The organism is Afipia sp. GW822-FHT04G07, assembly GCF_058800765.1.
On record NZ_JBXAMP010000001.1, the window covers coordinates 1,107,287 to 1,121,726 of the forward strand.

Annotated in this window: 15 protein-coding genes; 9 read left to right on the top strand and 6 right to left on the bottom strand. The window is 61.7% G+C overall.

Translation table 11 applies throughout. The features are described from left to right. Positions 1 to 50: 50 nt before the first annotated feature. Together gpt and AC1RKJ_RS05565 are read right to left on the bottom strand one after the other, a co-directional pair. Positions 51 to 560, bottom strand: coding sequence for a xanthine phosphoribosyltransferase (gene gpt / locus AC1RKJ_RS05560; RefSeq protein ID WP_492790077.1), 510 nt, complete (start codon positions 558 to 560; stop codon positions 51 to 53). Beyond that, entirely contained in the window at positions 557 to 1,294 is a 738-nt protein-coding gene (locus AC1RKJ_RS05565) for a competence/damage-inducible protein A (RefSeq protein WP_492790078.1), read from the bottom strand. Before AC1RKJ_RS05565 ends, gpt begins: the two co-directional genes overlap by 4 nt. 241 nt (positions 1,295 to 1,535) lie before the next feature. Here AC1RKJ_RS05565 and AC1RKJ_RS05570 point away from each other — a divergent pair, with 241 nt between their 5' ends. The 7 genes from AC1RKJ_RS05570 (at position 1,536) to AC1RKJ_RS05600 (ending at position 7,195) form a co-directional block, all read left to right on the top strand. Then, positions 1,536 to 2,951, top strand: a complete 1,416-nt coding sequence (locus AC1RKJ_RS05570) for a circularly permuted type 2 ATP-grasp protein (protein WP_492790079.1) — start codon at positions 1,536 to 1,538, stop codon at positions 2,949 to 2,951. Between the two features lie 3 nt (positions 2,952 to 2,954). Beyond that, a complete protein-coding gene (locus AC1RKJ_RS05575; protein WP_492790080.1) occupies positions 2,955 to 3,899 on the top strand; it encodes an alpha-E domain-containing protein in 945 nt (314 codons plus the stop codon). A gap of 42 nt (positions 3,900 to 3,941) precedes the next feature. After that, positions 3,942 to 4,766: a transglutaminase family protein gene (locus AC1RKJ_RS05580; RefSeq protein ID WP_492790081.1), complete on the top strand. Its 825-nt coding sequence runs from the start codon at positions 3,942 to 3,944 to the stop codon at positions 4,764 to 4,766. A gap of 86 nt (positions 4,767 to 4,852) precedes the next feature. Beyond that, positions 4,853 to 5,599, top strand: a complete 747-nt coding sequence (locus AC1RKJ_RS05585; RefSeq protein WP_492790082.1) for a proteasome-type protease — start codon at positions 4,853 to 4,855, stop codon at positions 5,597 to 5,599. A 66-nt stretch (positions 5,600 to 5,665) separates the two neighbouring features. Continuing rightward, positions 5,666 to 6,418, top strand: a complete 753-nt coding sequence (locus AC1RKJ_RS05590; protein ID WP_492790083.1) for an SDR family oxidoreductase — start codon at positions 5,666 to 5,668, stop codon at positions 6,416 to 6,418. A 53-nt stretch (positions 6,419 to 6,471) separates the two neighbouring features. Beyond that, positions 6,472 to 6,657 carry a hypothetical protein gene (locus AC1RKJ_RS05595; protein WP_492792653.1) on the top strand — a complete coding sequence of 62 codons (186 nt, stop codon included), beginning with the start codon at positions 6,472 to 6,474 and terminating at the stop codon, positions 6,655 to 6,657. After that, complete coding sequence (locus tag AC1RKJ_RS05600) at positions 6,605 to 7,195, top strand: NAD(P)H-dependent oxidoreductase (protein ID WP_492790084.1); 591 nt, start codon at positions 6,605 to 6,607, stop codon at positions 7,193 to 7,195. Before AC1RKJ_RS05595 ends, AC1RKJ_RS05600 begins: the two co-directional genes overlap by 53 nt. Positions 7,196 to 7,213: 18 nt before the next feature. On the opposite strand, the gene AC1RKJ_RS05605 is transcribed toward AC1RKJ_RS05600, so the two are convergent. The 4 genes from AC1RKJ_RS05605 to AC1RKJ_RS05620 form a co-directional block, all read right to left on the bottom strand. Next, complete coding sequence (locus AC1RKJ_RS05605) at positions 7,214 to 9,772, bottom strand: bifunctional diguanylate cyclase/phosphodiesterase (protein WP_492790085.1); 2,559 nt, start codon at positions 9,770 to 9,772, stop codon at positions 7,214 to 7,216. Positions 9,773 to 9,951: 179 nt separating this feature from the next. Beyond that, positions 9,952 to 10,761, bottom strand: a complete 810-nt coding sequence (locus tag AC1RKJ_RS05610; RefSeq protein WP_492790086.1) for an aminoglycoside phosphotransferase family protein — start codon at positions 10,759 to 10,761, stop codon at positions 9,952 to 9,954. A gap of 64 nt (positions 10,762 to 10,825) precedes the next feature. Then, positions 10,826 to 11,413 (bottom strand): cupin domain-containing protein, encoded by a 588-nt coding sequence (locus AC1RKJ_RS05615; protein WP_492790087.1) that lies wholly within the window; start codon positions 11,411 to 11,413, stop codon positions 10,826 to 10,828. Positions 11,414 to 11,526: 113 nt separating this feature from the next. Beyond that, entirely contained in the window at positions 11,527 to 11,841 is a 315-nt protein-coding gene (locus tag AC1RKJ_RS05620) for an usg protein (RefSeq protein ID WP_492790088.1), read from the bottom strand. Positions 11,842 to 12,339: 498 nt separating this feature from the next. Between AC1RKJ_RS05620 and AC1RKJ_RS05625 the strand changes: the two genes are divergently transcribed. Next, positions 12,340 to 12,657 (top strand): co-chaperone GroES, encoded by a 318-nt coding sequence (locus AC1RKJ_RS05625; protein WP_492790089.1) that lies wholly within the window; start codon positions 12,340 to 12,342, stop codon positions 12,655 to 12,657. 56 nt (positions 12,658 to 12,713) lie between these two features. Beyond that, on the top strand, positions 12,714 to 14,357 hold the full coding sequence (gene groL, locus AC1RKJ_RS05630; RefSeq protein ID WP_492790090.1) for a chaperonin GroEL: 1,644 nt from the start codon (positions 12,714 to 12,716) through the stop codon (positions 14,355 to 14,357). The last annotated feature ends 83 nt before the right edge of the window (positions 14,358 to 14,440 follow it).

Sequence of the window (14,440 nt, forward strand, 5' to 3'; positions counted from 1 at the left end):
CGCAAATTCTCAGATCAAGTATGGAGACGCATCGCGCCTCTACTTTTCGCCTAAGCCGCGCCATCCCGGATCGGCGGCAGATACGACAGCCCGGTGTCCCACGGAAAGAAGATCCAGGTGTCCTGCGACACTTCCGTGATGAAGGTATCGACCATGGGCTTGCCCATCGGCTTGGCGTAGACGGCGGCGATGTGCGCGTCCGGCACCAGATCGCGCACAATGCGCGCGGTCTTGCCGGTATCGACAAGATCCTCGACCACCAGCAATCCCTTGCCGGTGCCGCCGCCGAGACGCGCGACCGCGTCGGAAATTCCCTTCAGCACGGTCGGCTCCCCGACCTGCGAGGTGTGGTTGTAGCTCGACACGCACAGCGTATCGATCACGCGGATGCCGATCTCGCGGGCGACGATCGCCGCCGGCACCAGACCGCCGCGCGTTACCGCCACCATGGCGTGAAACGGCCCCGCGCCGTTCAGCCGCCACGCCAGCGCCCGCGCGTCGCGGTGAAACTGGTCCCACGACACCGGAAACGGCTTCGGCGCGCTTTCGTCACTCGTCATGGTTTGGCGACCTTCAGGCCTGTCAGCATGGCCTCGACCTCGGTCATCGCCGCGCGCAGCTTGTCGGCATCGCGCGAGCGAACCACGATGTTCGTGTTCGGCATGCTGTTCTCATCCAGGAACGGATAACTGCCGATGCTGGTGTCGGGATTGGCTTCCTGAATGGCGCGCAGCGGTCCGCCGATGTCGCCTTCCCGCGCGTTGGCCCGCACCGACTCCGACAGCATCCGGACGCCGGACTTCAGCTTCGGCGCGACGATGTCCATCATCGCCTGCATGATGGAGGGCACGCCGGCCATCACGATGACATTGCCGATCTTGAAGCCGGGCGCGAGGATGGTCGCACTCGAGATCAGTTCGGCTCCGTCGGGAATCCGCGCCATCCGCAACCGCGCCTCGTTCAGGTCCGCGCCGAAGCGCTCCTGAAAGCGGGCAACCACCTCGGGATGGTGATCGATCTTGACGCCGAACGCCTTCGCCACCGCATCGGCGGTGATGTCGTCGTGGGTCGGCCCGATGCCGCCGGTCGTAAAGACATACGTGTAGCGTTCGCGCAGCGCATCCAGCGCATAGATAATGACGTCCTCATCGTCGGCGACGACACGCACTTCCTTGAGGTCGATGCCGATGTTGGTCAGGTATTCGGCGATGAAGCCGATGTTCTTGTCCTTGGTACGCCCGGACAGGATCTCGTCGCCGATCACCAGAATGCCGGCGGTGACGATGTCGCTCATCTTTTTCTCCTAAATCCGTCCGGCGCTGAATACGTCCGGGAACTTTGGCGCATCCAACACATTGAAGTCACGAGCTTTTGCCGCATCACTGAGCAGCCGCCCGCCCGTTTTTCAGGCAGATTAACGCAAGGTCGCGCCAATTGCCCGCCGGCAATGCATATCCCGCTGGCCCAAGCCTTGCTACCATCACTTTGAGCCGCGGACCGGTGTCCGTTGCCGCCTGAAAGAAGCGTTTTCGTTTATGGCAGTTGCCTTCGATGAAATGAATGGGCCGGGCGGCGATCTTCGCTCAGCCTATCAGGAGCTCTCCCTCTGGCTGAAGGAGACCCCTCCGGACGCGCTGGAATACCGGCGTCAGGAAGCGGAGCTGCTGTTCCGGCGGATCGGCATCACCTTCGCCGTCTATGGCGAGGCCGAGTCGACCGAACGGCTGATCCCCTTCGATGTGATCCCCCGCATTTTGTCCGGCAAGGAATGGACCACGCTGGAGAAGGGACTGAAGCAGCGCGTCAAGGCGCTCAACATGTTCCTGAGCGACATCTATCATGGCCGCGACATCCTCCGCGCCAAGATCGTCCCCGACGACCTGATTTTCCAGAACCCGGTCTTCCGGCCCGAGATGAACGGCCAGGACGTCCCGCACGACGTCTACGTCCATATCGCCGGCATCGACATCGTCCGCGTCGACGCCGACAACTTCTATGTGCTCGAGGACAACGCGCGCACGCCATCCGGCGTGTCCTACATGCTGGAAAACCGCGAAATCATGATGCGGCTGTTTCCGGACCTGTTCGCGCGGCATCGCGTGGCGCCGGTGGAGAATTATCCGGACGAATTGCTGGCCGCGCTGCGCTCGGTCGCCCCGCTGACCTCGAAAGCCGAGGCGACCGTGGCGCTGCTGACGCCCGGTATCTACAACTCGGCCTATTACGAACATTCGTTTCTGGCCGACAAGCTCGGCGTCGAACTGGTCGAGGGCCGCGACCTCATCGTCAAGAACGATGAAGTGTTCATGCGCACCACCGAGGGCTTGAAGCGCGTCGACGTGATCTATCGCCGCGTCGACGACGATTTTCTCGACCCTCTCACCTTCCGTCCCGACTCGGTGCTCGGCGTTCCGGGCCTGATGTCGGCCTACATGGCCGGCAACATCACGCTCGCCAATGCCGTCGGCACCGGCATTGCCGACGACAAGGCGGTCTACAGCTACATGCCGGACATCGTGAAATTCTATCTCGGCGAAGAGCCGATCCTGAAGAACGTGCCGACATTCCGCTGCCGCGAGCCGAAGGATCTCGCCTACGTGCTCGACAACCTGAAAGACCTCGTGGTCAAGGAAGTTCACGGCTCGGGCGGTTACGGAATGCTGATCGGTCCCGCTTCCACCAAGGACATGATCGAATCCTTCCGCGCCAAGCTCATCAAGGAGCCGGAAGGCTTCATCGCCCAGCCGACGCTGGCGCTCTCGACCTGTCCGACCTGCACAGCCTCGGGCCTGGCGCCGCGTCACGTCGACCTGCGGCCTTTCGTGCTGACCGGCAGGGATCACGTTACCGTCGTGCCCGGCGGTCTCACCCGCGTCGCGCTGAAGGAAGGCTCGCTGGTCGTCAATTCCAGCCAGGGCGGCGGCACCAAAGACACCTGGATACTCGAGTAACGCATGCTGTCGCGCACCGCAGAAAGTCTCTACTGGCTGGCTCGTTACGTCGAACGCGCCGAATACCTCGCGCGCACCATCGAGGCGACGCTGCGCGCCACCGCGCTGCCGGACGCCTATGTCGGCAAGAGCAACGAATGGGAATCCGCGCTGCTGACCGCCGGCATCGAGGACACATTCTATCAGTTTCACGACGAGGCCAACGAGCGCACCGTCGTCGACTTCCTGTCGTTCTCGCTCGACAACCCCTCCTCGATCCGCAACTGCATCGAGAACGCGCGGCTGAATTCACGCTCGGTGCGCACCGCGCTGACCAGCGAGATGTGGGACACCATCAACAGCGCGTGGATCGAACTGCATGCGCGCTGGCCGAACGGCGCGAAAACGCGCGAAGACCTGACCAAATTTCTCCGCTTCGTTCAGGAAACGTCGCTGCGCTTTGACGGCTCCGCCTACCGGACCATGCTGCGCAATGACGCCTACTGGTTCTCGCGGCTGGGCCTGCATGTGGAGCGTGCCGACAACACCGCGCGTATTCTCGATGTGAAATACCACGTGCTGCTGCCGGAAGAAGAACATGTCGGCGGCCCGCTCGACTATTATCAGTGGACCTCCATCCTGCGCTCGGTCTCCGCACTCACGGCCTATCACTGGGTCTATCGCGAGACGCTGAAGCCGTGGCTGATCGCGGACCTGCTCATTCTCAATGAATCGCTGCCGCGCTCGCTCGCGAGTTGCTACGGCAATCTGGTGCGCAATCTCGATCAGATCGGCGTCGCCTATGGCCGTCAGGGCGCAGCGCAACGTCACGCCCGCGGCGTCCGCAACCGGCTCGAACACAGCAACATGGATGATTTGTTCCAGCGCGGCCTGCACGAATTCATTCAGGAATTCATTGCGGACAACGCGCGGCTGGGCGATACCATCTCGAAGCAATACCTGATCTGAGCTGGCCTTTATGGTGGAACTCAGACGACTTTTGAGTCCGCAATGCGCCTGAAGATCGCTCACAAAACGACCTACCGCTACGAGCCGCCGGCCAGCGGCGTGATCCAGATTCTGCGCATGACGCCGGGCAGTCATGACGGGCAATACGTCGCCAACTGGCAAATCGACGTGTCCACGGATTCCCGGCTGGACGTCCACGAGGATGCGTTTGGCAACATCACCCATGTGCTGACCCATGGCCCGCTTGCGGACCTCACCATCAATGTCGAGGGGCTGATCGAAACCCACGACACCGGCGGTGTGCTGCGCGGCACATCAGAGCGTTTTCCGCCGAGCCTGTTCCTGCGCGCGACGCCGCTGACCGAGGTCAACGCCGCGATGGCGAAGTTCGCCGGCGATCTGCGCCTCGAGGCCGGCGGCGACACGCTGGGATTCCTCCACGCGCTGCTGCTCCAGATCAACGAGCACATGACGTTCGATACCGACCCGACCAGTTCGGGGACCTCGGCGGCGGAAGCCTTCGCGCTCAGGCGCGGCGTCTGTCAGGATTATGCGCATATCTTTATCGCCTGCGCGCGCAACGCCGGGATTCCTGCCCGCTATGTGTCGGGACATCTGCTGCGCTCCGACGGCATGGTCGCACAGGATGCGGGACATGCATGGGCGGAAGCCTATGTCGAAAAACTCGGCTGGGTCGGTTTCGACGCCACCAACGCGGTCTGCACCACCGACGCCCATGTCCGGATTGCGGTCGGCCTCGACTATCTCAGCGCCGCGCCCGTTCGCGGCACGCGCTACGGCGGCGGCAAGGAAATCCTCGAAGTCGCCGTCAGGGTCGATCAGGCCGGGCGACAAAGCCAGTCCTGAGGTTATTCCCGTCAAATTGAACGGTATTGCCCCGGTTGCCCCGCCCCCCTCCGCCGCGTAGAAAAGCGCGGTGGAGAGTTGGGCTTATGACCTATTGCTGCGGAATTCTGGTTCGTGACGGCCTCGTGATGATGGCCGACACCCGCACCAATGCGGGTCTCGATAACATTTCGACCTTCCGCAAGCTTCACATCTTCAAAAAGCCCGGCGACCGCATCATGGCGATCGCCACCGCCGGCAATCTCGCCCTTACGCAGTCGGTCATCTCGACGCTCAACGAGGGGCTTGAGAATCCCGAGACCGGCGAAGTCGAAACGCTGATGAATGCGCCGACCATGTTTCAGGCGGCGCAGCGGATCGGCCGCGCCATCCGCACCGTCCACTCGCTCGAAGACAGCGCGCTGCGCGCCGAGGACATCAATTTCGATATTTCCTTCCTGTTCGGCGGCCAGATCAAAGGCGCGCGGATGCGGCTGTTCATGATCTACACCGCCGGGAACTTCATCGAATGCACCACCGACACGCCTTATCTGCAAATCGGCGAACACAAATACGGCAAGCCGGTGCTCGACCGCGCGATCTCCTATGACGTCGACCTCTCCGACGCGCTCAAGGTTGCGCTGGTGTCGATGGATTCGACCATGCGCTCCAATCTCGGCGTCGGAATGCCGATCGATATCCTGACGGTACGCCCCGACGTCTGCGACGCCGAACTGGATTACCGCATCGAAGCCGGCGAACCATACTTCCACGATCTGCGCTCCCGCTGGTCCGCCGCCTTGCGCGCTGCGCATCAGAGCATCCCGCGCCCGCCTTACACCAACAAAACCTGAGACCACCACAAGCAAAGCGAAAACAAGCCGCACGCAATAACCGCGGCATTAAAAAGGGAGAAACGCATGTCCGCACTTAAAGTCGCAATCGTCACCGGCGCCGGTTCGGGAATCGGACGCGCCAGCGCGCTGGCGCTGATGAAGGCCGGTTTCTCGCTGGTGCTGGCGGGGCGGCGCAAGGACGCGCTCGAAGACACCGCGAAAGCCGGCAAGGAATTCGGCAAAAGCCTCGTGGTGCCGAGCGACATGACCGATCCGGCGGCGATCGGCGCATTGTTCGCCAAGACCATGGAGGTGTTCGGCCGCCTCGATGTGCTGTTCAACAACGCGGGCGTCGGCACGCCGCCCGTGCCGCTGGAAGACCTCAGCCTCGAGCAGTGGCAGACCACGGTGGCCACCAACCTCACCGCGCCGTTCCTCTGCACGCAGCACGCCTTCCGCATCATGAAGGACCAGACGCCGCGCGGCGGACGCATCATCAACAACGGATCGATCTCGGCCTATGCGCCGCGGCCGTTCTCCTCGCCCTACACCTCGACCAAGCACGCGATCTCGGGCCTCACCCGCGCTACCGCACTCGATGGCCGCGCCTACGACATCGCCTGCGGCCAGATCGACATCGGCAACGCCGCGACGGAAATGACCGAGCGCATGACCGGCGGCGTGTTGCAGCCGCGCGGCGACAAGATGGTCGAGCCGCGCATGGACGTTCAGAACGTCGCCGACGCCATCGTGTTCATGGCGACACGCTCGCTCGACGCCAACGCGCTGTTCCTCAACATCATGGCGACCAAGATGCCGTTCGTCGGGCGAGGATAGCTTGCGCGCACATCGTCGTCGCTCATCCCGCGCCGAAATCGTACAATGCGCACCTGGCCACAACCGGCCGGGAGGCGCTTGAACGGAACGGCTGGTCGGTCACCGTCTCCGATCTTTACCAGATGGGGTTCGATCCCTGCGAGCGTCCGGAGCACTACCCGGCGCCGCTGGATCGCAGCCGCTTCGATGTGCAATCCGAACAGCGCCACGCCTCCGCAACGCAAAACGATCCCGCCTGACGTTGCCGACGAAATCGCGCGGCTCGATCAGGCGGACCTCCTGATCCTGCAATATCCGATGTGGTGGCACCTTCCGTCCGCGATATTGAAGGGATGGTTCGACCGCGTTTTCATTTACGGCGACGTCTACACCAGCAAGAAGCGTTTCGAGAACGGCCGGTTTGTCGGCAAGAAGGCGATGCTGTCGGTGACGGTCGGCACCAGCGAAGACACCTATGCCTATAACGGACGCAGCGGCGACATCGACCTGCTGCTGTGGCCGATCAACTTCTCCCTCGCCTATGGCGGATACTCCGTCCTCGAACCATTCGTTGCCTATGGCGTCGAAGCCGGGCTGCGTTACTCCGATCCCGTCGAGATCGAAGCGCGCCTGAAGGCGATCAGCAGCGATTTTGCGACAACGCTCTCAGCAGTTGAGAAAATTCCGGCGATCCCGTTCAACCAGATGGCGCATTGGGGAAGCGACGGCCGGATCAAACCCGAGGCGCCGGTCTACTCTCCCTTCATTCGCCGCAAGCCGCAACTGCCGCTTGAGTAAGGGCGGAACGCTGCACCGTCATCGGCGGCCGGCACGCGCCCGCACCCGGCGCTTATCTTCGGCGGGTTGATCCGGGATACTCGCGTTCGCCGGTGTTTTAGCCTGCGCCTGTATCATGAGCGCGATTTCAGAGGCGCTCTTCGGTCTGCTGAAGTAATAGCCCTGCATCTCGGTGCAGGCCTCTTCGCGCAGGATATCCAGTTGCTCCTTCGTTTCGACTCCCTCGGCTGTCGTCGTCTTGCCCAGGCTGACCGCGAACCGGACCACCGCGCGAGCAATCAAGCGCGACTCCGTCTTCGCTCCCAGCAGTTCATTGACGAAGCTGCGGTCGATCTTGATTTTGTCGAAGGGAAATTTTTGGAGAAAGCTCAACGACGAATAGCCCGTCCCAAAGTCGTCCAGGGCAATTCGCACGCCCAACTGATGCAACTGGCCAAGGGCCGCGCATACGGCTTCGCTGTCGTGCATGATGACCGTCTCGGTCACCTCGAGTTCAAGCCGTTGCGGCGCAATCCCCGACGTCGCCAGCGCGCGGACGACCATCGGCACCAATTCCTTGCTCCTGAACTGGGCGGGCGACAGGTTGACCGCTATCTTGAGATCGACGGGCCATCTGGCGGCTTCGGCGCACGCCGCGTTGATAACCCACTCCCCGATCGGCACGATGAGACCTGTTTCTTCCGCAAGCGGGATGAAATCGGCCGGCGAAACCAGTCCGCGTTCAGGATGATGCCAGCGCAATAGCGCTTCCACACCGCAGATGCCCCCGCTCTTCAGATCGACAAACGGCTGATAGTGGAGTTCGAATTCTCCGCTGACGAGCGCATGACGCATGTCGCGCTCGAGATTTTTCCGGGCATGCATGAGCTGGTCCAGCTCCGGCTCGAAGAAATGGAACGTGCCGCGTCCGCTGCTTTTCGCGCGATAGAGTGCAAGATCCGCATTCTTTAGAATCTGGTCGGAATCGATGCCGTCAGTCGGCGCGACAGCAATGCCAATGCTTGTTCCGGTGGTCACCTGATGGTCGCCAAGGTCGAAGGGTTCGGACAGCGCCTGCTTGATCCGCTCGGCAAGCGCTGCGGCTTCGGCAACCGGATTTTGCATGTGCTCGATAACGGCGAACTCATCGCCCCCCAGTCGAGCGATCAAGGCCGTATTCCTGATGCAGACGCGCAGGCGCGCCGCGACAGCCTGCAGCAGGGTATCGCCTGCCGGATGTCCGAGCGTATCGTTGATTTCCTTGAAGCGGTCGAGATCGAGCATGAGCACCGCCAGGTGCGACCCTCCCCTGCGCGTGACGGCAAGGGCCTGCTCCAGCCGCTCTCGAAGCAACACGCGATTTGGCAGATCGGTCAGCGCATCGTGCTGCGCCATGTGGGTGACCCTGGCTTCTGACCGCCGCTGTTCGGTAACGTCGAGATGCGTGGCGACCCAGCCGCCGCCGGCCATGGGCTGCCGCGTGACGCAGATCAAGCGGCCATCCATGAGTTCGTCGATCCGGCTCGACACTTCGTCCCGCGGCAATGCGCTCAAGGTCGATATCCATTGCGTTGCGGCGCTTTCGCTGGTCTCACCTTTAAGGATGCCGCTTGCAATGCGATGTTCGATGATCTTGTGATGCGGCGTTCCCGCCTGCAAAAGCTCCGGCGGCAATCGATACATTTCCGCATAACGATCGTTGCTGATGACAAGCTTCTTGTCACCATCGAACATACACAGGCCCTCGCCCATGTTGTTGATGGCTGTATCCAGTCTGAATTTCTGCGCCTGCAGCTCTCCTTGTGAATCTTCGATCTGCTGTTGAGCGAGCGAAAGCTGGTTGATGATTTCTTCCAGCTTGCGCGTTCGGGTGACGAGGCGGCGGTCGGCGAGCGCCCCGACGAAACTCATGCCGAGCACGGACAGAGCGACTCCGGCAATTGCCAGGGCAAGCACGGCGGGAGAAAGAGACAGCGCATCGGGCGCCCGTGTCGGATCGGGCACAATTTCCACCGCACCCATCGCCGTGAAATGATGGGAGACAATTGCAAGTGTCAGGAAAACCGCGGCGAGAAGCGTTCCCCATCTGTCACTGCGGCGCACTGCAATCAGCAGCGCGGCATAACCGAAGAACAACCCGAGCGCGATGGACGTGAGGACGAGGTCCATGGACCAGACTACCCGTCCGGGCACTTCGAGGGCCCACATTCCAAGATAGTGCATGCTGGCAATGCCGGCGCCCACAATCGCGCCGCCGACCGGCGCGCGCCACCGGCCGGGATCGCTTGCGGCAAAGCCCAGACCGCAGAAGGTGAGCACTATCGCCGCCGCGAGCGACAATGCCGTCAGAGCGACGCCGTATCCGGTTGAAACGCCGGGCTCATAAGCGAGCATTGCGATAAAATGCGTCGCCCAGACTCCGTATCCGAAGACGGCGCCGGCAATTGCAATCCAGATCAACCGCGTCCTTGCTGGGGATGCGACCGCACGATGGAAAATGTTGACGGCGACAACGCTGGCAATGAAGCAGACAAGCCCGGCGAGCATAATCAGCCGCCAATCATGCTCATCAGTAACGCACGTTAAAATGCGGAACATGGCATTCTGCTCACGTTTGTCCCTGATGGTTTATCCGATCGGATATTCCTTCTTGCTAACGAAATGCAACTTCTGGTGGTGTAGTTACCGAGCCGTAAAAACCGGCGGTATAAATAAACAGCCCTGGAACTGAAATCAGCCATAGACCGTTGCCGGCGCGTATCGTCACTCAGTTCGCGTCAGCGGTTTAATTCCGCCGACGCCAATTCCGCGACGCGCAGGTCGATTTCGGCGGGATCGCCATCTTCGAGATACCAGGCTGCGGACAAACCCGTCCAAGCCAGAATCCAGCGCAGCATCCGCGTCCGCTCGATGTTCGCGGCATCCGTCACGATCTCCAGCCGCCGTGCAAACCGCTCCGGAATTGTCGCGACCGGCCATTGCGGATGGTCGAGGTCCGGGTTCGTGAAGATGTTCGCATAATCGAAGCAGCGTTCTCCGATGAGATGCTTCGGATCGATCGCGAGCCATCCGCGAGCGCCAAAATCCAGCGCATTGTTATGATGCAGGTCGCCATGCAGAACCCGGACATCGCGCGGCTCTGCCAGCAATAGTCGCGCAGCTTCCGCGGATTGCAGCAGGATGCCACCGAATTTTGCCGCGGCGGGTTCGAGGTCGCGAAACCACTGCACCAGCGGCACCAGGCCGGGCGGCGGATTGGATCGATGCCCATGCAAGCGCGCAGCTACGTTGCAGAGAACGGCGCAGGCTTCATCGTCGCGCCCCGTGCGGGACATTTCGGCGAGCGACGCCATGCCTTCCGCGCGTTCCAGCAAAATAGCAACGTCGTCGCGCGCCAGTACGCGCGCCGCCCCCTCGCCGTTCCACCACTGCATCAGCGATCCGCCGATTCGCTCATCGTCGTGATCGGCAATCTTCAGCATCGCCGCCGCGCCGTTATGCCGGACCGGCAAGAGGCGGGACGCGCGCGTTATGATGGGTGCCCCGTCGGGAATCAGATTCCAGGTGCGCAGATATTGATCGAACATCGCCGATACTTACGACATGGAATGCGGGTTCGCACCATCCTGCGGCAATCGGACGTATCAAGGTCTACGCCGTCAGTTCAACCGTCTCGAATTCCGCCGGCAGGATGACTTCCAGCAATTCGCAATCGTCCGAGTAATCGCGGATGAGATGCTTGATGCGCGGCGGCTGCGTCCAGCAGCTGCCTTCGCGCATCAGGATCTCGCCCTGACCTTCGAGGTAGGTCTTCACCCAGCCTCTGAGGACGTACACCATCTGGAAATCCACGCTGTGGAAATGCAGTTTCGAGACTTCCTTCGGATCGCACGGTCCGATCAGCCGGATGACATGAGCCTGCGCTAACCCGTGAGTGCCCTTCGCGATGCCGAGATCGCGATATTGCGCATAGGCGCGCAAGCCATCGGCCCTGAAATCTTCTTCGCGATGATGGCTGACGACGAACCGCTGCTTCGCACGTGCTTGCTTCACAGGCGATGCGCCCCGCACAGACTTTCGCGATTTGGCCTTTGCGCGCAACGTGGAGGCGGCGGTCTTCGTGCGCGGCGCGGATTTTTTCAAAGCGGCGGCCCGCGCCGCCGGTTTCGCTTTTGCGGATTTTGTGGCGGCCGATTTCGTCTTGGTCGACCTGGTCGTCGCCGCTTTTTTCCCGGCCATGCGCTGCCTCCCTGTGCCTGAGTCCCGATGCGACCGTGCCGGAGGTTAGCCACTGCCCGCCGTCCCGACAATGCGGCCGGCGCGCCCGAAAGGCCGATGCGAAGGGCTGTGCCTCAGTGCAGCCTGAACATCCCGTCCACCGCCTTCAGCTCGGCCGGCTTGATCAGCTTGGAGTGCGCGACGGTGACGCCGACCAGCGGCCCGTCCAGCTTGGACTGCCAGAAGGCGAGGAAATCCTTCAGCGCGGGGAAGTTCGGGAACAGGTCGTAGTTCTGCCAGACGTAGGATTGCAGCAACCACTGGTGATCGGGGCGGCGGTAGAGAATTTCGGCCGTGGTCAGGCCGTAGCCTGCGAGCTGCTTTTTGAAATCGTCCGAGGCAATCCCGCCCGGCTGTACGCCAGTCTGACCAACATGCTTCTGACCCATCCGATCCTCCTGATCCGGCCCCCCGTAGCGTTTTCCGGCCAAGTGGTCCGCCGGTTAGCCGCAGAAAACGCGTCAAATCAAAAGCAACGCGTGTTCTGATCGCAAAACCGGTGCTCACTTTTGCGGAACACGCGTGCAAGTGTCGAATGAGAATCAAGCGCCAACAAGATGAAAAGTTCACTAAGTTGTTGATTCCGCAGGCATTAGCAGCATGGGAGTCGGTCTGCTAACAGCCGGATGCCCTGATGGCGTATGGTCTGGACCGAGAACCGGCGCCCTCGGGTCGCGCCCAAGGGCATACTTTTCGGGATCATGCTCAGGGTTAACAATGATGGCCAATTCCCTGGCAGTCGCGGTTTCAGATTGCCAAGAAACTTGCTAGACCCCCTTGCCCGTTCCGGGCCGTCGGACTATGTCCACAGCAGTCGCGATAGCACTCGCTCATCAAGACTGCCAATTCGTAAAATACAAGCATCATCAAAGTTTTAGGAGGACTGCATGAAATTCCGTCCGCTTCACGACCGCGTCGTGGTCAAGCGCATCGACGCCGAAGAGAAGACTGCTGGCGGCATCATCATTCCGGACAGCGCCAAAGAGAAGCCCTCGCAGGGCGAGATCCTCTCGGTTGGTCCGGGCGGCCGCGACGAAGCCGGCAAGCTGATCCCGATCGACCTCAAGGTCGGCGACGTCGTCCTGTTCGGCAAATGGTCGGGCACCGAAGTGAAGATCGACAATCAGGACGTCCTGATCATGAAGGAAAGCGACATCATGGGCGTCATCACCGGACTGCCCGCCGCCAAGAAGAAGGCCGCTTAAGAGCGCCCTCTCTCACCTGAAATTCCAAAACTTCCTGAACTCCAAGGAAACCCAACATGTCAGCTAAAGAAGTCAAATTCGGTGTCGAAGCGCGCGACAAGATGCTGCGCGGCGTCGACATCCTCGCCAATGCCGTCAAGGTGACGCTCGGTCCGAAGGGCCGCAACGTCGTTCTCGACAAGTCGTTCGGCGCTCCCCGCATCACCAAGGACGGCGTCACCGTCGCCAAGGAAATCGAGCTTGAAGACAAGTTCGAGAACATGGGCGCGCAGATGGTCCGTGAAGTGGCCTCGAAGTCGGCAGACGCTGCCGGCGACGGCACCACCACCGCGACCGTTCTGGCCCAGGCCATCGTCAAGGAAGGCGCCAAGTCTGTCGCCGCCGGCATGAACCCGATGGACCTGAAGCGCGGCATCGATCTGGCTGTGGAAGCCGTGGTCGCTGACCTCGTCAAGAACTCCAAGAAGGTCACCTCGAACGAGGAAATCGCCCAGGTTGGCACCATCTCCGCCAACGGCGACGCCGAAATCGGCAAGTTCCTCGCAGACGCGATGAAGAAGGTCGGCAACGAGGGCGTCATCACGGTTGAAGAAGCCAAGTCGCTCGAGACCGAACTGGACGTCGTCGAAGGCATGCAGTTCGACCGCGGCTACATCTCCCCCTACTTCGTCACCAACGCCGACAAGATGCGCGTCGAGTTCGACGACGCCTACATCCTCATCAACGAGAAGAAGCTCTCGTCGCTGAACGAACTGCTTCCGCTCTTGGAAGCCGTCGTGCAGACCGGCAAGCCGCTTGTCATCGTTGCTGAAGACGTCGAAGGCGAAGCTCTCGCCACCCTCGTCGTCAACCGTCTCCGTGGCGGCCTCAAGGTTGCAGCCGTCAAGGCTCCGGGCTTCGGCGATCGCCGCAAGGCCATGCTGCAGGACATCGCTGTCCTGACCGGCGGCCAGGCGATCTCGGAAGACCTCGGCATCAAGCTTGAGAACGTGACCCTGCAGATGCTGGGCCGCGCCAAGAAGGTGATGATCGACAAGGAAAACACCACCATCGTCAACGGCGCCGGCAAGAAGGCCGACATCGAGGCGCGCGTGTCGCAGATCAAGGCGCAGATCGAAGAAACCACTTCGGACTACGACCGCGAGAAGCTTCAGGAGCGTCTGGCCAAGCTCGCAGGCGGCGTCGCGGTGATCCGCGTCGGCGGCGCGACCGAGGTTGAAGTGAAGGAGCGCAAGGATCGCGTTGATGACGCGATGCATGCGACCCGCGCGGCTGTTGAAGAAGGCATCGTGCCGGGCGGCGGCGTCGCCCTGCTGCGCGCCTCCGAGCAGCTCAAGCGCATCAAGACCCAGAACGACGACCAGAAGACCGGCGTCGAGATCGTCCGCAAGGCGCTCTCCGCTCCGGCCCGCCAGATCGCCATCAACGCAGGCGAAGACGGCTCGGTCATCGTCGGCAAGATCCTCGAGAAGGATCAGTATTCGTACGGCTTCGACTCGCAGTCGGGCGAATACGGCAACCTCGTCTCCAAGGGCATCATCGACCCGACCAAGGTCGTTCGTGCGGCGATCCAGAACGCAGCTTCGGTTGCGGCGCTGCTGATCACCACCGAAGCCATGATCGCCGAGCTTCCCAAGAAGGGCGGCGCAGGCGGCGGCGGAATGCCTCCGGGCGGCGGCATGGGCGGCATGGATTTCTGATCCACGCTTCCTTCGCAGCTATGAAATGCGAAAGGCCCGGAGCAATCCGGGCCTTTTTCTTTCGTCATTGCCGGGCTTGCCCC